At 58.8% G+C, this 19,289-nt stretch carries 21 protein-coding genes; 20 read left to right on the top strand and 1 reads right to left on the bottom strand.

All coding sequences use genetic code 11. From position 1 onward, the window contains the following. The first annotated feature begins 23 nt into the window (after positions 1-23). Positions 24-1,025 (top strand): signal peptide peptidase SppA, encoded by a 1,002-nt coding sequence (gene sppA, locus KGD89_RS17235; protein WP_025261014.1) that lies wholly within the window; start codon positions 24-26, stop codon positions 1,023-1,025. A gap of 217 nt (positions 1,026-1,242) precedes the next feature. Here sppA and KGD89_RS17230 read toward each other — a convergent pair whose 3' ends face one another. Next, positions 1,243-1,821, bottom strand: a complete 579-nt coding sequence (locus KGD89_RS17230; RefSeq protein ID WP_025261013.1) for a Maf family protein — start codon at positions 1,819-1,821, stop codon at positions 1,243-1,245. Positions 1,822-1,927: 106 nt separating this feature from the next. Here KGD89_RS17230 and KGD89_RS17225 point away from each other — a divergent pair, with 106 nt between their 5' ends. From KGD89_RS17225 to KGD89_RS17135, 19 genes are all read left to right on the top strand, one after another. Next, positions 1,928-2,455 (top strand): YceD family protein, encoded by a 528-nt coding sequence (locus tag KGD89_RS17225; protein WP_025261012.1) that lies wholly within the window; start codon positions 1,928-1,930, stop codon positions 2,453-2,455. Positions 2,456-2,467: 12 nt separating this feature from the next. Continuing rightward, complete coding sequence (gene rpmF, locus KGD89_RS17220; RefSeq protein ID WP_003179396.1) at positions 2,468-2,650, top strand: 50S ribosomal protein L32; 183 nt, start codon at positions 2,468-2,470, stop codon at positions 2,648-2,650. A 4-nt stretch (positions 2,651-2,654) separates the two neighbouring features. Beyond that, positions 2,655-3,677 carry a phosphate acyltransferase PlsX gene (gene plsX, locus KGD89_RS17215; RefSeq protein ID WP_025261011.1) on the top strand — a complete coding sequence of 341 codons (1,023 nt, stop codon included), beginning with the start codon at positions 2,655-2,657 and terminating at the stop codon, positions 3,675-3,677. Between the two features lie 117 nt (positions 3,678-3,794). Next, positions 3,795-4,733 carry an ACP S-malonyltransferase gene (gene fabD / locus KGD89_RS17210; protein WP_038399950.1) on the top strand — a complete coding sequence of 313 codons (939 nt, stop codon included), beginning with the start codon at positions 3,795-3,797 and terminating at the stop codon, positions 4,731-4,733. Positions 4,734-4,748: 15 nt separating this feature from the next. Beyond that, positions 4,749-5,492, top strand: a complete 744-nt coding sequence (gene fabG / locus KGD89_RS17205; RefSeq protein ID WP_025261009.1) for a 3-oxoacyl-ACP reductase FabG — start codon at positions 4,749-4,751, stop codon at positions 5,490-5,492. Between the two features lie 191 nt (positions 5,493-5,683). Then, positions 5,684-5,920, top strand: a complete 237-nt coding sequence (acpP, locus tag KGD89_RS17200; RefSeq protein WP_025261008.1) for an acyl carrier protein — start codon at positions 5,684-5,686, stop codon at positions 5,918-5,920. A gap of 109 nt (positions 5,921-6,029) precedes the next feature. Further along, on the top strand, positions 6,030-7,274 hold the full coding sequence (fabF, locus tag KGD89_RS17195; protein ID WP_025261007.1) for a beta-ketoacyl-ACP synthase II: 1,245 nt from the start codon (positions 6,030-6,032) through the stop codon (positions 7,272-7,274). After that, complete coding sequence (gene pabC, locus KGD89_RS17190) at positions 7,274-8,089, top strand: aminodeoxychorismate lyase (RefSeq protein ID WP_025261006.1); 816 nt, start codon at positions 7,274-7,276, stop codon at positions 8,087-8,089. Before fabF ends, pabC begins: the two co-directional genes overlap by 1 nt. Before the next feature lie 3 nt (positions 8,090-8,092). Continuing rightward, complete coding sequence (gene mltG / locus KGD89_RS17185) at positions 8,093-9,220, top strand: endolytic transglycosylase MltG (protein ID WP_025261005.1); 1,128 nt, start codon at positions 8,093-8,095, stop codon at positions 9,218-9,220. A gap of 19 nt (positions 9,221-9,239) precedes the next feature. Further along, a complete protein-coding gene (gene tmk / locus KGD89_RS17180; RefSeq protein WP_025261004.1) occupies positions 9,240-9,872 on the top strand; it encodes a dTMP kinase in 633 nt (210 codons plus the stop codon). After that, positions 9,865-10,851 (top strand): DNA polymerase III subunit delta', encoded by a 987-nt coding sequence (locus KGD89_RS17175; RefSeq protein WP_025261003.1) that lies wholly within the window; start codon positions 9,865-9,867, stop codon positions 10,849-10,851. The genes tmk and KGD89_RS17175 overlap by 8 nt, the downstream gene beginning before the upstream one ends. Before the next feature lie 33 nt (positions 10,852-10,884). Further along, positions 10,885-11,241: a PilZ domain-containing protein gene (locus tag KGD89_RS17170; RefSeq protein ID WP_025261002.1), complete on the top strand. Its 357-nt coding sequence runs from the start codon at positions 10,885-10,887 to the stop codon at positions 11,239-11,241. 13 nt (positions 11,242-11,254) lie between these two features. After that, a complete protein-coding gene (locus tag KGD89_RS17165; RefSeq protein WP_025261001.1) occupies positions 11,255-12,043 on the top strand; it encodes a TatD family hydrolase in 789 nt (262 codons plus the stop codon). 360 nt (positions 12,044-12,403) lie between these two features. After that, positions 12,404-13,048, top strand: coding sequence for a LysE family translocator (locus tag KGD89_RS17160; RefSeq protein WP_025261000.1), 645 nt, complete (start codon positions 12,404-12,406; stop codon positions 13,046-13,048). 121 nt (positions 13,049-13,169) lie between these two features. Beyond that, entirely contained in the window at positions 13,170-13,823 is a 654-nt protein-coding gene (locus tag KGD89_RS17155; protein ID WP_025260999.1) for a TetR/AcrR family transcriptional regulator, read from the top strand. 161 nt (positions 13,824-13,984) lie between these two features. Next, a complete protein-coding gene (locus KGD89_RS17150; protein ID WP_025260998.1) occupies positions 13,985-14,587 on the top strand; it encodes a DUF4823 domain-containing protein in 603 nt (200 codons plus the stop codon). Positions 14,588-14,596: 9 nt separating this feature from the next. Then, a complete protein-coding gene (locus tag KGD89_RS17145; protein WP_025260997.1) occupies positions 14,597-15,157 on the top strand; it encodes a DUF1285 domain-containing protein in 561 nt (186 codons plus the stop codon). Between the two features lie 83 nt (positions 15,158-15,240). Then, positions 15,241-16,251, top strand: coding sequence for an aspartate-semialdehyde dehydrogenase (locus tag KGD89_RS17140; protein ID WP_025260996.1), 1,011 nt, complete (start codon positions 15,241-15,243; stop codon positions 16,249-16,251). 108 nt (positions 16,252-16,359) lie between these two features. After that, on the top strand, positions 16,360-19,221 hold the full coding sequence (locus tag KGD89_RS17135; protein ID WP_025260995.1) for a FimV/HubP family polar landmark protein: 2,862 nt from the start codon (positions 16,360-16,362) through the stop codon (positions 19,219-19,221). Positions 19,222-19,289: the final 68 nt, after the last annotated feature.

Raw genomic sequence — 19,289 nt, 5'->3', positions numbered from 1 at the left:
TTTGCGGTTGGAGTGAGTGAGATATGTCTGACGAATGGAAAGCGCCTGCCTCGCAAAAAGCGGATGACGCCGCTGGCAAGGAAGATGCAAAAAGCTGGAAGCTGCTGGAGAAGACGCTGCTGGCGGGTGTTCAGGAGCAGCGTCGAGCGCGTCGCTGGGGCATCTTCTTCAAATTTCTGACCTTTGCCTATCTGTTCAGCATGTTGCTGCTGTTCACGCCGCTGCTGGATATGGAAAAAAGCGCTTCGCGCAGCGCAAGCCACACCGCACTGATCGAAGTGCAGGGCATGATCGCGGACAAGGAGTCGGCCAGTGCCGACAATATTGTCGGCAGCCTGCGCACCGCTTTCGAGGATTCCAAGACCAAGGGCGTGATCCTGCGCATCAACAGCCCGGGCGGCAGTCCTGTGCAGTCGGGTTATGTCTATGACGAAATCCGTCGTCTGCGCGCCGAGAAGCCGAATATCAAGGTGTATGCGGTGATTACCGATCTGGGTGCTTCGGGTGCCTATTACATTGCCAGCGCCGCTGACCAGATTTACGCCGACAAGGCCAGTCTGGTGGGCTCCATTGGTGTGACGGCAGCCGGTTTCGGTTTTGTCGGGACCATGGAAAAGCTGGGTGTGGATCGTCGGACCTATACCTCGGGCGAGCACAAGGCGTTTCTTGACCCGTTCCAGCCGCAGAAAGCTGACGAAACGCAGTTCTGGCAGAGCGTGCTGGACACGACGCATCGTCAGTTCATTGCCAGCGTCAAGCAGGGTCGTGGCGATCGCCTGAAGGACAAGGATCATCCCGAGCTGTTCTCGGGGCTGGTCTGGACCGGCGAGCAGGCACTGGCGCTGGGTCTGATCGACGGCCTCGGCAGTTCCAGCTATGTAGCGCGTGAAGTGATTGGTGAGAAGGAGATCGTCGACTACACCATTCAGGAGTCGCCTTTTGACCGGTTCTCCAAGAAGCTGGGCGCCAGTATCGCGGAGCGGATTGCAATGTGGGCTGGCTTCAACGGGCCGACGTTGCGCTGATCCCTGGTTTACCAAGCAACCCGACCACTGGTCGTAATGTTGATCGGTTAAGGTCAGACAAAACTTGTGGGAGGCAGCTTGCTGGCGAAAAGACCTGAAAACTGACAGATATTCTGCGTCTGTCCGTTAAAGTCGCCAGCAAGCTGCCTCCCACAAAGTGATTTGTCGCCTTGGCTGACCGGTATTAGGTCTGTGGTCGGGTTGTCTGTTTCTGGCGTCAGGGAATGCTCACGCCTTCATTTATAAGCATGTCCACCAGACGAATCAGTGGCAGGCCGATCAGGCTGGTGGCGTCGCTGCCCTCGGTGCTGCGAAACAGGCTCACCCCAAGCCCTTCGGCCTTGAAGCTGCCTGCGCAGTCGAAAGGTTGTTCGGCGTGCAGGTAACGCTCGATGCTGGCCTGGTCCAGATTGCGCATGTGGACGCTGAAGGGCACGTAGTCGACTTGGCAGTCGCCGGTTCTGCTGTTGAGCAGGGCCAGGCCTGTCAGGAAGGTGACGGTGGTGCCGCTGGCGGCTGACAGTTGTTCCAGGGCGCGCTCGAAGGTGTGAGGCTTGCCCAGAATCCGGTCGCCGAGTACGGCAACCTGGTCGGAGCCGATGATCAGGTGGTCCTGATATTCGCTGGCAAGTGCCTGTGCCTTTTCCCGGGCGAGACGCTGCACAAGGTCGATTGCGCTCTCTTCTGGGTGACGGCTTTCGTCGATATCCGGCGATTTGCAGACGAATGGCAGGCGCAGGCGACCCAGCAGTTCGCGACGATAAGGGGAGCTGGAAGCGAGAAGCAGGGATGGCATACGGTTCTCCTTGGGCTGAGCGTCGATTCTAATGAGAGGCCTGAGTTGCGAACAGGCCTGAATTTCCTTTGACATGCCAAGGGGGCATCCCTAGAATGCTGCGCCTATGTTGAATGACCCGATTCCACCTCACGTTGACCCGCGCAAATTGGCTGATCGTGGCACTACCCTTCAAGGTGAAGTGCTTCTGGCCGATTTGGAGAGACTCTGCGACCCGCTTTCCGACGATGTCGGTACGGTGCAGGCTAAATTCGTTTTTGAGCGTGACGAGCGCCGGTCTGTGGTTATCCACAGTTCCATCGACGTCTCGGTCAAGATGGTTTGCCAGCGTTGTCTTGAGCTGGTCACCCTGCCGATCCACAGCGAGTGCAGTTACGCGGTGGTGAAGGAGGGTGCGAATACCCAGTCGTTACCGAAAGGTTATGACGTGCTGGAACTGGGCGAAGATCCATTGGATCTGCTGGCATTGATCGAGGAGGAGCTTTTGCTCGCCTTGCCGATTGTGCCTGCTCATCATCCGGAAGAATGCCAGCAACCGGCGGGTCTCGATGAGCCCGAACCGAGCGTGGACGAGGTAACGCGGTCCAACCCGTTCAGTGTATTGGCGCAGTTAAAGCGTGACCCAAACGTTTAGGAGTTAATCATTATGGCTGTTCAGCAGAACAAAAAATCCCGCTCTGCCCGTGACATGCGTCGTTCGCACGACGCTCTTGAGGCAAGCACTCTGTCCGTAGAAAAGACCACTGGTGAAGTTCACCTGCGTCACCACGTATCGCCAGAAGGCGTATACCGTGGCCGTAAAGTGATCGACAAGGGCGCTGACGAGTAATTTCTTGTCCGCTCCGATCATTGCGATCGACGCAATGGGCGGGGACTTCGGTCCCCGCAACATTGTTCAGGCAAGCCTCGCGTGCCTGACTGCTACGCCCTCGCTTCATCTGGCCCTTGTCGGCCAAGCTCCCTTGATTGAAGAACTGATCGCCCGCCATTCCGGTGTGGATCGCTCGCGCCTGCATATTGTTCATGCAAGTGAAGTGGTCACCATGGATGAGCGTCCGTCCCAGGCATTGCGTGGCAAGCCTGATTCCTCGATGCGCGTGGCGCTCGGGCTTGTGGCCGACGGTCAGGCCCAGGCCTGTGTCAGTGCAGGCAATACCGGTGCATTGATGGCGTTGTCGCGTCTTGTGCTCAAGACCTTGCCGGGTATCGACAGGCCGGCAATGGTCGCCGCCATTCCCACGCGCAGCGGCTATTGTCAGTTGCTGGATCTGGGGGCCAATGTCGATTGTTCGGCCGAGGCTCTCTATCAGTTCGCGGTCATGGGGGCGGTCACGGCGGAGGCACTCGGGGTTGCAAGCCCCAGGGTCGCCTTGCTCAATGTCGGCACCGAGGACATCAAGGGCAATCAGCAGGTGAAGCAGGCTGCCGTCCTCTTGCAGGCAGCCAGAGGAATCAACTACATCGGTTTCGTCGAGGGCGATGGCCTGTATCGCGGCGAGGCTGATGTGGTGGTCTGTGACGGCTTTGTCGGCAATGTGCTGCTCAAGTCCAGCGAAGGGCTGGCGACCATGATTGTTGCGCGAATGGATGAGCTGTTCAGGCGCAATCTGATGGCCAAGGCGGTCGGGGTTCTGGCGATGCCCTTGTTGAAGCGTCTGCAGGCCGAGCTGGCGCCTGCAAGGCACAACGGCGCAAGCCTGCTGGGTTTGCAGGGCATTGTGGTCAAGAGTCATGGTTCGGCGAGCGCCCAGGGGTTCGAGAGTGCGATCCGGCGGGCGCTGATCGAGGTTCGGGAAAACCTGCCGCAACGCCTGCGCGGGCGGCTTGAAGTGTTACTGCAAAGTAGTGATTCCTGAAAATGTGACGCAATTGACTGGCCAGTCATCCAAACGTGCAGTCATGCAAATTTGAATTCCTGCGTTCGGCATGCCCGGACGCCTATTTTCGACGACAACAATTCAGGGGCCTGTTACATGTCTGCATCCCTCGCATTCGTCTTTCCGGGTCAAGGATCGCAATCGCTCGGCATGCTCGCCGAGCAGGGCGCACAGCATCCGTTGATCCTCGACACTTTTGAACAGGCATCCGATGCCCTGGGCTATGACCTCTGGGCACTGACCCAGCAAGGTCCGGTCGAGTCTCTCAACCAGACCGACAAGACCCAGCCTGCCATCCTGACGGCGTCCATTGCCCTGTGGCATGTGTGGCTGGCCGAAGGTGGTGCGGTTCCGGCGTTCGTGGCCGGTCACAGCCTGGGCGAATACAGTGCACTGGTTGCTGCCCAGAGCCTCAGTCTTGCCGATGCGGTCAAGCTGGTGGAGCGTCGCGGTCAACTGATGCAGGAAGCGGTTCCGGCCGGTCAGGGCGGCATGGCTGCCATCCTGGGGCTGGACGATGCCGATGTTATCGCGGCTTGCGCCGAAGCTGCGCAGGGCGAAGTGGTCAGCGCCGTGAATTTCAACTCGCCGGGCCAGGTCGTCATTGCCGGTGCCGCCGAGGCGGTGAAGCGCGCAATGGAGCTGTGCAAGGCCCGTGGCGCAAAACGTGCATTGCCTTTGCCGGTCAGCGTTCCTTCCCACTGTGAGCTGATGCGTCCGGCGGCCGAGCGCTTTGCCGAGTCCATCGAGGCTATCGAGTGGCAAGCGCCTGTCATCTCTCTGGTGCAGAATGTCAGCGCCGCTGCCGTGAACGATCTGGCTACGCTCAAGCGTGATCTGCTGGAGCAGTTGTACAAGCCGGTACGCTGGGTGGAATCCATCCAGAGCCTGGCGAGCCATGGTGCGACCCAGTTGGTGGAATGTGGGCCGGGCAAGGTGTTGGCTGGTCTGAACAAGCGTTGCGCCGAAGGCGTGATTACCTACAACCTGGATACCCCGGACGCCTTTGCCGCCGCTCGTGCGGCACTGGCCTGATTAGGAGAAGCTTGCATGAGCCTGCAAGGTAAAGTTGCACTGGTGACTGGTGCCAGTCGTGGAATTGGTCAAGCCATTGCCCTGGAATTGGGCCGCAATGGTGCAGTCGTTGTGGGTACCGCGACCTCTGAGTCCGGTGCCGAGCGCATCTCTGCTACATTCAAGGAAAACGGCATCGAAGGCTTCGGCCTGGCGCTGGATGTGTGCAATGCCGAGTCCGTGGATTCGGTGCTGTCCACCATTCAGGAGCGTGTCGGTGCGCCGCTGATTCTGGTGAACAATGCCGGTATTACCCGGGACAACCTGATGATGCGCATGAAAGATGACGAATGGCATGATGTAGTAAACACCAACCTGAACAGTCTGTTCCGCCTGTCCAAGGGCGTATTGCGTGGCATGACCAAGGCTCGTTGGGGTCGTATCATCAGCATTGGTTCGGTTGTCGGTGCCATGGGCAACGCAGGTCAAGTAAACTACGCATCTGCCAAGGCCGGTCTGGAAGGTTTCAGCCGTGCATTGGCTCGTGAAGTCGGCTCCCGTGCCGTGACCGTGAACTCGGTGGCACCAGGCTTCATCGATACAGACATGACGCGCGAGCTGCCTGAAGCTCAGCGTCAATCCCTGATCACACAGATCCCTCTGGGGCGTCTGGGTCAGGCTGAAGAAATTGCACATGTTGTCGCTTTTCTTGCGTCGGAAGGCGCAGGCTACGTTACCGGGGCTACAATCCCGGTCAACGGCGGGATGTACATGAGCTGAGAGTGGATGTTCGTTTCAAAAAGTGTCATGCGAGCTGTCTAAAATCCGTTGTAAAACTGCAATCTACAAATAGGCAATTGGCGGGTGAGGTTCGGTGGAGGAGCGTGAAGCTTGAAATCAGCAAAACCTCTTCTATACACTTACCCTCTGGCCAGATGCCTGAATATTTCCACTAGGAGTTAAAACTAGGTATGAGCACCATCGAAGAGCGCGTCAAGAAAATCGTTGCCGAGCAACTTGGCGTCAAGGAAGAAGAAGTCGTTAACACCGCTTCCTTTGTTGAAGACCTGGGTGCTGACTCCCTGGACACCGTTGAGCTGGTAATGGCTCTGGAAGAGGAATTCGAGACCGAAATCCCTGACGAAGAAGCGGAAAAGATCACCACCGTTCAAGCTGCTATCGATTACGTCAACAGCCACCAGGGCTAAGACTTTGTAATCGTTGTTGCTGTGATGTGAAAACCGCACTGCTCTTACCGGCGTGCGGTTTTTTCTTTGAAAAAGCGATGTTTTGTCAACAATAGAGAAGGAGAGTCCTGTGTCGCGTAGACGCGTCGTGGTCACCGGGATGGGCATGCTTTCGCCATTGGGCAATGATGTGCCCAGCAGTTGGCAAGGGATTCTGGCGGGCCGTAGTGGCATCGGCCTTATCGAGCACACTGACCTTTCGGCCTTCACCACCCGCTTCGGTGGTTCGGTCAAAGGCTTCAATGTCGAAGAATACCTGGCGCCGAAGGAAGCGCGTCGGCTCGATCTCTTTATTCAATACGGTCTGGCAGCCAGCTTTCAGGCTGTGCGCAATGCTGGTCTTGAGGTCACGGATGCCAACCGCGAGCGCATTGGCGTTGCCATGGGGTCGGGTATCGGTGGTCTGACCAACATCGAAAACAGCAGTCGTCTGCTGCACGAGCAAGGGCCGGGGCGGATCTCTCCGTTTTTCGTGCCGGGCTCGATCATCAATATGATTTCCGGGTTCCTGTCCATCCATTTGGGGGCACAGGGTCCTAACTACTCCATCGCCACGGCATGTACCACAGCGACTCATTGCATCGGCATGGCTGCGCGCAATATCGCCTATGACGAAGCTGACGTCATGATCGCCGGTGGCGCCGAAATGGCAGCCTGTGGCCTGGGCATGGGCGGCTTCGGTGCGGCGCGTGCGTTGTCTACCCGCAACGACGACCCTGCACGTGCCAGTCGTCCGTGGGACAAGGGGCGTGACGGTTTCGTGCTCTCCGATGGCGCAGGCGCTCTGGTGCTCGAAGAACTCGAACACGCCAAGGCGCGTGGCGCGACCATCTATGCCGAGCTGGTTGGCTTCGGCATGAGCGGTGATGCCTATCACATGACTTCGCCACCCGAGGACGGTGCCGGTGCGGCCCGTTGCATCGCCAATGCGCTGCGCGATGCGAAGCTCAATGTCGAGCAGGTCCAGTACATCAATGCTCACGGCACTTCGACGCCAGCGGGCGACCTGGCTGAAGCGTCGGCGGTCAAGTCGGTATTCGGCGATCACGCCTACAAGCTGGCAGTCAGCTCCACCAAGTCCATGACCGGTCACCTGCTGGGTGCCGCTGGTGCGGTCGAGGCGATTTTCAGTGTCCTGGCGATTGCCGATCAGGTTGCGCCACCGACCATCAACCTGGATGAGCCGGACGAAGGCTGTGATCTGGACTTCGTGCCTCATGAGGCGCGTCGCATGCCGATCGATGTTGCCGTCTCCAACTCCTTCGGGTTTGGCGGTACCAATGGCTCGCTGGTGTTCCGTCGGTTCAGCGAGTGATGCTCGCCTGGGTTGACGGTTGCCCCGAAGATTCTCTGTCCCTCAGGGACAGAGGTCTGGCTTATGGCGATGGAGTGTTTGAAACCATCGCCGTCAGCAAGGGCCAGCCGTTGCTGTTCGAGCGGCATCTGCAGCGCCTTGAAACATCCTGTGACCGTTTGGCCATCCCTGTCGATCAGGTGCTGCTTCGTACTGAAATGACCCGCTTCGCTGCGCAACTGGGCGACGGCGTCATGAAACTGATCCTGACCCGCGGCGACAGCCAGCGCGGTTACGCGCCAGCCCCCGATACCCAGTCGCGACGCATTCTGCAGGGCTCTGCGGCTCCCGCGTACCCATCGGCCCATGCCGGGCAGGGCGTACGTCTTTTTCCGTGCAAGACCCGTCTGGCTGAGCAGCCGTTGCTGGCCGGCCTCAAGCATCTGAACCGCCTGGAGCAAGTGCTGGCCCGCTCCGAGTGGCAGGACAGCGAATATGCCGAAGGTCTGATGTGCGATACCTCCGGCCGCGTGATCGAAGGCGTCTACAGCAATCTGTTTCTGGTTCGCGATGGTGTCCTGCTGACGGCTGACCTGAGTCGTTGCGGTGTAGCGGGCGTGATGCGTGCCGAGTTGCTGGATCAGGCACGAAATCAGGGTATTGCTGTCGATATCCGTGACCTGCACTTGTCCGACCTTGAACAGGCGGATGAGCTGTTTCTGTGCAATAGCGTTTATGGCGTGTGGCCGGTGCGTGGCTTTTCAAGGCTGAACTGGCCGGTTGGTCCGCTCACCCGTAAACTGCAAGATATTGCTCGAGCACTTCTGGATAACTGATTCGTGATCCGAAAAATACTGGTGTTGCTGGAAATCGCTGCAGTCCTGGCAGGTCTGACGCTGGGCTTTGCCTGGTGGAAGCAGCGGGAAGCGTTGAACCAGCCTCTGAATGTCACTCAGGAACAACTGCTGGACGTACCTGCCGGATCGTCGCCTTCCCTGGTGCTCAATCGCCTTGAGAATGACGGCGTGATCAAGGACGCCTTCTGGTTGCGTGTTTACTGGCGTTTCAATCTGGCCGAACAGCCGCTGCACAGTGGCGAATACCGCATGACGCCGGGCATGGACGTGCAAGCCCTGTTTGGCGTCTGGAAGCGCAAGGAAGTCGTGCAGTACAGCCTGACGCTGGTGGAGGGCTGGAACTTCCGTCAGGTTCGCGCCGCACTGGCCAGGCAGCCCAAGCTCGAACAGACCCTGGCCGGGTTGAGCGACAAGGATTTGATGGTCAGGCTCGGGCATCCCGATGTCTTCCCTGAAGGCCGCTTCTTTCCCGATACCTACCGCTATGTGCGCGGCATGAGCGATGCCGATCTGCTCAAGCAGGCCTACAACCGTCTGCAAGACGTGCTAGAGGAGGAGTGGAGCAAGCGTGCTGCGGATTTGCCTTACAAGGATCCTTACGAGGCCTTGATCATGGCTTCGCTGGTGGAAAAGGAAACCGGCGTGCCTCGCGAGCGTGGTGAAATTGCCGGTGTGTTTGTCCGTCGTCTGGGGTTGGGAATGATGCTGCAGACCGATCCGACGGTGATCTATGGTATGGGCGAGCGCTACAACGGCAAGCTGACCCGCGCCAATCTTAAAGAGGCGACGCCTTACAACACTTACGTCATTGCCGGCCTGCCGCCGACACCGATTGCTCTGGCTGGACGCGAAGCCATCAATGCGGCCCTCAACCCCGTATCGGGCACCAGCCTGTACTTCGTGGCGAAAGGGGATGGCAGCCATGTGTTTTCCGACGATCTGGATGCCCATAACGCAGCGGTACGCGAATACCAGCTCAAACGCCGTGCAGATTACCGATCCAGCCCGGCACCGACTCCGGTAGCGCCTGCCGGGTCCGGATCGACTCCCACAGAGTCCGAACCCGCGGCTGCGCCCGATGCGCCGCCCGGCGATTCAGCCTCGCAATGAAAACAACTAAGGATTGCCTGTGACTGGCTTGTTCATCACCCTTGAAGGCCCGGAAGGTGCTGGCAAAAGCACCAACCGCGATTACCTGGCGGCTCAGTTGCGTGCCCAGGGCATCGAGGTGCTGTTGACCCGTGAGCCCGGTGGTACGCCATTGGCCGAACGTATTCGCGAATTGCTGCTGGCGCCCAGCGACGAAGCCATGTCTGCCGATACCGAACTGCTGCTGGTCTTTGCCGCACGTGCCCAGCATCTGGCCGAAGTCATTCGTCCTGCCCTGGCCCGTGGTGAAGTGGTCTTGTGTGATCGTTTCACGGATGCGACCTATGCCTATCAGGGCGGCGGGCGCGGCTTGTCCCATGAGCGTATTGCCACACTGGAAAGCTTTGTCCAGGGCACCTTGCGGCCTGACCTGACGCTGGTGTTCGACCTGCCGGTCGAAGTGGGTCTGGCGCGTGCCGCTGCACGAGGCCGACTGGATCGTTTCGAGCAGGAAGGCCGTGCGTTCTTTGACGCCGTGCGTAGTACTTACCTGGCGCGGGCACACGCCGAGCCTGCGCGTTACCGGTTGGTGGATGCGTCTCAGACACTGGCTCAGGTCCAGTCGTCCCTGGATGCGTTGCTGCCCGAGTTGCTGGAGCGGCACCGTGGCTGAAGCCTATCCGTGGCAGACGTCTCTGTGGCAACAGATGGCCGGTCGTTCCCAGCATGCTCATGCCTATCTGTTGCATGGTCCTGTGGGGATCGGCAAGCGTGCGCTGGCCGAGCGTCTGATGCACACCTTGCTGTGCCAGCGCCCCGAAGGGCTCGATGCCTGCGGGCAGTGCAAGTCCTGTCTGCTGCTGGCGGCTGGCAGCCATCCTGATAATTACGTGCTGGAACCGGAAGAGGCAGACAAGCCCATCAAGGTCGATCAGGTTCGCGATCTGGTGAGTTTCGTCGTGCAGACCGCACAAATGGGCGGGCGCAAGGTGGTGCTGGTCGAGCCGGTCGAGGCGATGAACATCAACGCGGCCAACGCGCTGTTGAAAAGTCTTGAAGAGCCTTCGGGCAATACGGTCCTGCTGCTGGTCAGTCATCAGCCGAGCCGGTTGCTGCCGACCATCAAAAGCCGCTGTGTGCAGCAGGCCTGCCCGCTGCCGAGTGGGCAAGCCAGCCTGGAATGGCTGGCAACGGCCTTGCCGGACAGCTCCGAAGAAGAGCGGGTGGAGTTGCTGACCCTTGCGGCCGGTTCGCCTCTGGCGGCGGTTTCGCTTCAGGCCCAGGGTATTCGCGAACAGCGTGTCCAGGTGGTGGAAGGCGTGAAAAAGCTGCTCAAGCAGCAGCAATCGCCGACCCAGCTTGCGGAAGGCTGGAAGGATATCCCGCTGTTGCTGCTGTTCGACTGGTTCTGCGACTGGTCGCACCTGATCCTGCGTTACCAGTTGACTGAGGATGAAGAAGGCCTTGGCTTGAGCGATATGCGCAAGGTCGTGCAGTATCTGGCGCAAAAAACGCCCCGCACCAAAGTGCTGGAGATTCAGGACTGGGTGCTGGCGCAGCGACAGAAAGTCTTGTCCAAGGCCAACCTCAATCGCGTGCTGCTGCTCGAAGCCTTGCTGGTGCAGTGGGCAGGTCTGCCCGGACAGGCGTAGACTCGCAGACTTGGGAACCTATGAGGAGTAGCAATGAGCTTGCCACCTAGTACAGGTCCGCGGAACGGCATTCTGTCCCTGACCATCAAGGACAAATCCGTGCTGTATGCGGCTTACATGCCTTTTATCAAGAATGGCGGCCTGTTCATTCCTACCAGCAAAAGCTACAAGCTGGGTGATGAAGTGTTCATGCTGCTCAATCTGATGGATGAACCGGAGAAAGTTCCGGTGACCGGCAGGGTGACCTGGATCACTCCCAAGGGCGCACAAGGCAACCGGGCCGCCGGTGTCGGCGTGCAATTCAACGACGGTGACAATACCGCTCGTAACCTGATCGAAACCTATCTGGTTGGAGCCCTTAAGTCCGACCGTCCCACTCATACGATGTAGTTGCCTTTTACCCATGCTTGTAGATTCGCATTGCCACCTCGACCGCCTTGACCTCACCCAGCACGATGGCTCTCTGGACGCTGCCCTTGAAGCGGCGCGTGGCAGAGGTGTCGGGCATTTTCTGTGTATCGGCGTCAGCGCCGATAATGCCGGCGCTGTAAAAGCCCTGGCCGAGCGTTATGACGACGTGGACTGCTCGGTGGGTATTCACCCGCTGGATCTCAAGCCCGGCGAAGCGCCTGCTCTGGACTGGCTGCTGTCCGAGCTGAATCACCCACGGGTAGTGGCCATCGGTGAAACCGGCCTGGATTATCACTATGAGCCCGAGGCTGCCGAGCTTCAGCAGGCATCCTTTCGTCTGCACCTGCAGGCGGCCAGCGTCACCGGCAAGCCAGTCATCGTGCATACGCGCGGGGCGCGTGCCGATACCCTGAATCTGTTGCGTGAAGCTGCACTGCCGCAGGCAGGTGTGCTGCATTGCTTCACCGAAGACTGGGAAATGGCAAAGGCAGCGCTGGACCTGGGTTTCTATATCTCCCTGTCGGGCATCGTGACCTTCCGCAATACCGATGCGCTGCGTGATGTGGCGCGTCAGGTACCTGCCGATCGCTTGCTGGTCGAGACCGATTCCCCTTATCTGGCGCCGATTCCTTATCGCGGCAAGCCAAACCTGCCGCAATACGTGCGTGAAGTGGCCGAGTTCCTGGCGATGTTGCGCGGCGAGCCTTATGAGCGTTTTGCCGAGCAGACCACAGAAAACTTTGCCCGGCTGTTTCCTATGGCCCACGTATCGAAGCCGTGACACACCCTTGAATCGCAGGCAAAAAAAACCCGGATTCTGGGGGGTGAAGCCGGGTTAAGACCATTAGGAGTAAAACAAAGGCACACGGTCCTTTGGCGCCTCTACCGGCAGGTCACTTGGGGGATGTATGACATGCCAGCGCTTTAAGTATCGATCAGGATGGTTGCGCGTCCAGTACAGGTTGTTCGTTTTTTAAACAGTTTTGGAATACTAAACCGGTTATTGATTGCTCAATGAGCGGCGCTGTTCAGGGAGATTTTATCTCTTCGCTGAAAGTCCCTGATTTGAATGAAATTGATCTTTTCCTGTCCTGATTGCCTGTATTGCACGGCAAGAGCGGTTGGGTTTTCGAGGGTTTAAATGGAATTTTCCAACGGTTTCCTGCTGAGTCTTTCGCTGTGCCTTGATATCGGACTGGCCAATATCGCGATGATCACGCTTGCCATGCAGCAGGGTTTTTCCCGGGGCTTGTGGCTCGGCCTGGGGACTTGCATCGGCGATCTGGTGTACGCGGTCCTGGCAATGCTGGGCATGGCCGTCCTTCTGCAATATGAAATGGTGCGCTATGTGCTCTGGCTGGGAGGTTCGGCGGTTCTGGCTTACCTGTGCTTCAAGATGATGAGAAGTGCAGTGGGCGTCAGTGCCGGTATCGAAAGCCAGGGCGGGCAATGGGGCAGGACGGCGCCCTCGCTGTTCTTTCGCGGTATCTTCCTGGCCATGTCATCGCCCAGCGCTATCCTGTGGTTCGCGGCGGTTGGCGGGGCGTTGATTGCCCGGCAGGGCTCGGACATGTCGAGCGCCTCCTCCTTCCTGGCGGGGTTTCTCGCGGCAGGTGTGGTCTGGTCGATTACCCTGTGTGCGCTGGCCCATCAGGGCGGACGGATCATGGGCGAGAAGATGCTGAAGTGGTCCTATATCGCCTCGGCGTTGATCTTTGCCTATTTCACCCTGTATGTCGTGATTACCGGCTACATGGAGTTCGTGGGGCAGCCTGCGCTTGCGTAACCAGAACGGCCATTTCGGTATGAATTGCTCCATATGCGTTGAGATGGTCGGATGATCCGTGCAATCTGGCGCCATTTGGGCATAATACGCGGCTTCGATTTTGATCCCTACAGATCTCCTTATGCAGAAAGAACCTCGTAAGATCCGTGAATTTCGCCGCCGTGAGCAGGAAATTCTCGACACCGCGCTAAAGCTGTTCCTCGAACAGGGTGAAGACAGTGTCACCGTCGAGATGATCGCGGATGCCGTGGGCATAGGCAAAGGCACGATCTACAAGCACTTCAAGTCCAAGGCCGAGATCTACCTGCGCCTGATGCTCGACTACGAGCGCGACCTGAACGAGTTGCTGCACTCGGCCGATGTCGACAAGGACAAGGAGGCGCTGTCGCGTGCCTACTTTGAATTCCGTATGCGCGATCCTCAGCGCTATCGACTCTTTGATCGCCTGGAAGAGAAAGTCGTCAAGGGCAATCAGGTTCCCGAGCTGGTCGAAGAACTGCACAAGATCCGGGCTTCCAACTTCGAGCACCTGACCCTGCTGATCAAGGGGCGGATCACCGAAGGCAAGCTGGAAGACGTGCCTCCCTATTATCACTATTGCGCGGCCTGGGCGTTGGTACATGGCGCAGTTGCGCTGTATCACTCGCCTTTCTGGAGCAACGTGCTGGAAGATCAGGAAGGTTTTTTCCACTTCCTGATGGATATCGGCGTGCGCATGGGCAACAAGCGCAAGCGCGACAGCGATCCCTTGCCGGATGTAAAACCGGGCTCGTAGGAGCGAATTCATTCGCGAAGACGTCTCCCGGACTGTGGGATATGCCGGCCTCTTGCGAATGAATTGGCTCCCGCATTGACCCTGTAGGGGCTTGTTTGGCGCGGAAGCTGCATCCGACGACCATTCGCCGGTTTTCCGTCACCGGCATCTGGGAGGATATGATGCGTAGCCTGGTCTTATTGCTGACGCTGTTGGCGTTGAGTGGTTGCATGAAAGTCAGTGATATGGGGGAGGGAGTTCGTGAGCAATTCAGTGATGCGGGCCTGCTCGATCACAGCGAAACCCGTCGCCTGGGCAACTGGCGCGTTCAGCCGGACTCCTTCATCTATATCGCCCAGGGCCCATTCGTGCCGCCAGGCCGTGCTTATCCGCGTCCCAATGTGGTCGCCGAAGAGGCGTTCAAGGGGTTTGTCGAATACTTCCCCATGGTCCGCCGTGCTGCTGCGCCAGTAGGCCTGGACGACGCCATGATCGAAGCCCGTAGCGCCGGCGCGCATTACTTGCTCTACACGCGCTTTGCCAAGGCCGATGACCGTATCGGCACCACCGATGAATGGTCCGATCAGGAAGCGCTGGATCGCCTGGGCATAGATAGCGGCGTCATTCAATTGATGCTCATCGAAACCAGCACCCGCTATCTCATCGACAGCGCTCGTATTCGCAGCCGTGGCGGATTGCTGACACTTTACGATACCCGGCCTCAGGATTTGCTTGGTCCGCCCCTTCGGGACTACGCTCGTAAACTGTTGGGTGTGGAAAACTAGGGGCAGGACATGAGTGATTCAGGCAAGGCCACCGATCTGCTTTCGCAGATTCCTGCAAGCAAAGGGCTGCCGCCTGTTCATTTGTGGAATCCGGATTTCTGTGGCGATATCGACATGCGTATCGCCCGGGACGGCACCTGGTACTACCTGGGCACGCCGATTGGCCGCAAACCCATGGTTCGCCTGTTTTCCACCATCCTGCGTCGCGATGGCGACGACTATTTTCTCGTCACTCCTGTGGAGAAGGTGGGAATCAAGGTCGATGACGCTCCTTTCGTAGCGATCGCTGTGCAAGTGAGTGGCGAGGGTGAGGCTCAGGTCCTGCGTTTTGTCACCCATGTGGAGGATGAAGTCGAGGCCGGGCCCGAGCATCCGATCCGCGTCCTGATCGATCCTGTCACTCAGGAGCCTTCGCCGTACGTTCATGTGCGCAGCAATCTTGAAGCCCTGATTCATCGCAATGTGTTTTATGAGCTGGTCGAGCTGGCGGTTTCGCGTCAGTTGAACGGCCAGACCTGGCTGGGTGTATGGAGCCATGGCTCATTCTTCCCGATTGGCCTGGAACCCTGAGACTGTTTGCCTCTGCAGGCTTGATTGCCTGCTGGCATCGCGACAGTTAAAGTGCCGCTCCCTGTTTTGCCTGAGGTTTTTGCATGAGTCAGTCCTTTGATATCGCCGTGATCGGTGCCACCGGTACTGTCGGCGAAACCATCGTCCAGATTCTGGAAGAACGCGATTTCCCGGTCGGCAATCTGCACCTGCTGGCCAGCATCGAATCTGCCGGCCATTCCGTGCCGTTCAGGGGCAAGAACGTTCGTGTGCGCGAAGTCGATGCGTTCGATTTCAGCCAGGTTCGCCTGGCATTTTTCGCCGCCGGTCCAGCCGTCAGCCTGAGTTTCGCTTCCCGCGCCATTGCCGCCGGTTGTTCGGTCGTGGATCTTTCCGGTGCGCTGCCTGCCAGTCAGGCGCCGCGTCTGGTTCCCGAGGTCAATGGTGACCTGCTTGTCGAGAATGCCGGACCGCATCTGGTGAGCAGCCCGAGTGCGTCGGCCACGGCGCTGGCGTTGGCACTCGCGCCTTTGCGCAGTGTCCTGGATATCGTGCGAATCAACGTCACAGCCTGTCTGGCTGTTTCTACGCTGGGGCGCGAAGGCGTTGCCGAGCTGGCACGCCAGACCACCGAGCTGCTGAACGTTCGCCCGCTGGAAACACGCTTCTTTGATCGGCAGATGGCTTTCAATCTGTTGGCGCAAGTCGGCGCGCCAGATGAGTCGGGCCATGTCTCGCTTGAGAGGCGGCTGGTGGAGGAAGTGCGCGAATTGCTGGCGCTGCCTGAACTCAAGGTGTCTGCCAGTTGCATCCAGGTGCCGGTTTTCTTTGGTGACAGCTTCAGTGTTTCGGTGCAGGCCGCAGGCCCGGTGGATATCGCGGCGGTCAATGAATTGCTCGATTGCGCGCCAGGTATCGAACTGGTCGACGCGGGTGATTACCCGACGCCGGTGGGGGATGCCGTAGGCCAGGACGTTGTTTATATAGGCCGTGTCCGTGGCGGAATAGACGATCCAGAGCAACTTAATTTGTGGGTTACTTCCGATAATGTTCGAAAAGGAGCCGCTTTGAATGCTGTGCAGGTTGGCGAATTGTTGATAAAAGGCTATGTGTAAAAGATACTTGGCAACAATTTGAAGAATATTTCTAGCGGCGCTATGCCTTACACCCAATGCAGGACTACCTCCCCGGATACCGGGGGATCTTTAAACAAGGGATGGGCTATGGTTCAGGTTCGTAAACTGGTATTAGCAATTGCTGCGGCTTCGGCGCTGTCATCAGGTATGGCGCAGGCGTTGGGGCTCGGGGAATTGTCGGTAAAGTCGACCCTGAACCAGCCTCTGGTAGCCGAGATTGAATTGACTCAGGCGCAGGGCCTCGATGCTGCACAAGTTGTCCCGAGTCTGGCAACTACTGCAGATTTCGCTCAGGCGGGTGTCACGCGACAGGCATTTCTCAATGACCTGACTTTTACCCCGGTCATCAATGCCAGTGGTAAAAGCGTGTTGCGCATTACTTCCAGCAAGCCGGTGCGCGATCCCTATGTGAAGTTCCTGGTTCAGGTGCTCTGGCCTAATGGCCGGTTGCTGCGTGAATACAGCCTGTTGCTGGATCCGCCGAAGTTCTCGCCAGAGGCCGCCGCGGCGGCTGCCGCTGCCGCAGTTCCTTCCGCCCCGGCAGCAGCGCCTGCGCAATTGCCAGCGGTTGCGCCGCCAGCCGCCGCACCTGCACCTGTTGCGCCGCCTGCTCCAGCCCAGACGCCTGAGGCCGCCTTGCCGCCTCCTGCTGCGGACAAGCCTGCGCAATACGTCACCACCAATAACGATACCTTGTGGGAAATCGCCGCCAAGGTTCGTACGGCGGGCACGGTTCAACAGACCATGCTGGCAATCCAGGCGTTGAACCCCGATGCGTTCATCGGCGGCAACATCAACCGCCTGAAAAAGGGCCAGGTGTTGCGTCTGCCGACGCCTCAGCAAACCACCGCGCTGCCTCAGCCTCAGGCTCTGGCGGAAGTTTCCCAGCAATATCGCGCCTGGCGCGAAGGGCGTCGTCTGCCAGCGGGTACCCGTCAGGTGGATGCTACCCGGCGTACGCGAGCCGGTGAGGCTCCGTCGCAGGTTGAAACCCGTGACAACCTCAGCCTGGTTTCTGCCAGTGGCAAACCTGCTGCCAAAGGTGCGTCAGGTGATGCCGATCTGAGCAACAAGCTGGCCGTGGCCCAGGAAGCGCTTGATACCTCGCGTCGTGACAATGCCGAGCTGAAAAGCCGCATGAACGATCTGCAAAGCCAGCTCGATAAACTGCAACGCCTCATCGAACTCAAGAACGATCAACTGGCCAAGGTGCAAGCCGGGGCAGCAGCGCCTGCCGCGCCCGTCAATCCGGCAGTGCCGGCTGCACTGGTCGACGCCAATGGTGCGCCGCTCAAGCCTGCGGGCGAAGTGGCTCCCGAGGATGCATTGGCTGCTCAGGTGGCGACACCGGCTGCCGATCAGCCTCTGGCCGTTGAACCTGTCGCAGCCCAGGAAGAAGATCCACTCAACGCCATCCTCAACAATCCGGTCATGCTGGGCCTGATCGGTGGTGGGGTTCTTCTGATCCTGGCGCTGTTGCTGCTGTTCCTGGCTCGTCGTCGCAATGCCAAGGCCGAGGCTGAAAAGCACAAGCGCATGGCGCGTGCCCTGGCAGAAGAGTCCGACTTCGTTTCCGATATGGACATGGACGTGCCTCAGGCCAGCTTCGACGGGCTTGATGTGCCGCCGCCTAACGTCAAGATGGGCGCAGCTCCGGCCGCCGCCGCTGCTGCCTCCCGTGAGCGTCCGGCCGATCCGCTGGTTCAGGCCGAAATCCATATTGCTTACGGTCGCATGAATCAGGCGATCGAGCTGCTCGAAGAGTCCGTCAAGGAAGATCCTTCGCGTGACGACATTCGCCGCAAGCTGATGGAAATCTACGCCGAGCAGGGTAACAACAAGGCCTATGCGGCCCACGAACGGAAGCTGGTGGCTGCGGGAAAGCGTAATGCTGAGGTCGAGCAGCTAAAGGATCGATACTCGACCGAGAAGGCCCCGGAACCTGTAACGGCACCGGTGGCTGCTGAACCTGTTCAGGCACCTGCTGCGCCGCAGCCTGCTCCAGCACCAGAGCCAGCGCCTGCCGTTGCTCCGCAGGTTGCCGTTGCAGCCGCTGCGGCGGCGGTCACGGCGGCTGCCGTGGCGGCGGAGCTGGATGCCAAGTATGTCGAAGAGCTTCTGGCCGAGGATCCCGAAGATCCAACGCCTGTGCTTGCTCCTGAACCCGAGCCAGAGCCAGAGCTTGAGCTTGAGCTGGAACCCGAGCCTGTTGCCGGGCAGCCTGCACCTGTGGTGGCTGAACCTGTTGTCGAAGAAGACAATCCGTTCGATCACGATTTCGATCTGAGCCTGGACGAGTTCGACGAAACGCCTGTGGCCGAGGTTTCCACGATCAACGATCTGGACGACCTGTTGCTGGACGAACCGGGTATTTCGGCTGCAAGTGACGACGAAGAATTGAGCTTCGAGTCGATCATGCAGCAGCAGAAAGATGCCCAGGCGGCGGCCGGTGTCGATGATCTGGCCGATTTCGATCTGGATCTTTCGTCGGAAGAGCCAGCGCTCAAGGCCGAGGATGATCAGTTGTTGAGCCTGGGTGACGATCCTCTCGATCTGGGTGAGCCCGTACCTTCAGTCGAGGAAGATCTGGAGCTGCCTGAAGATTTCGATCTGTCGCTGGCTGATGAGATTGAAACCGATCAGGCGACCCAGGCGTTCGCTTCCGAGATCGAAGACGTCAACGCCGAGCTGGATCGTCTTTCCCAGAATCTGGAGCATCCACCGCTCGATGAGCCTCGCTTCACGGCTGAAGATGCGGCACTGGAAGACGAACCTGAGTTCGACTTCCTGTCGGGTACCGATGAGGCGGCGACCAAGCTGGATCTGGCGCGTGCCTATATCGACATGGGTGATGCCGACGGGGCTCGGGATATTCTCGACGAAGTGGTCAGCGAAGGGGATGACGGTCAGAAGAGTGAAGCACGCGAGATGTTGTCGCGACTGGCCTGATTCAGCCTGCTAGTACAGCAACGGCCGCTTTTGCGGCCGTTTGCTTTACTGGCGTCTTTTTTCGGCGC

Origin of the sequence: Pseudomonas cichorii, from assembly GCF_018343775.1 — a bacterium.
Taxonomy (GTDB): domain Bacteria; phylum Pseudomonadota; class Gammaproteobacteria; order Pseudomonadales; family Pseudomonadaceae; genus Aquipseudomonas; species Aquipseudomonas cichorii.
Note: the sequence above shows the minus strand (reverse complement) of the source record. Positions and strands in the feature narration are given on the sequence as shown.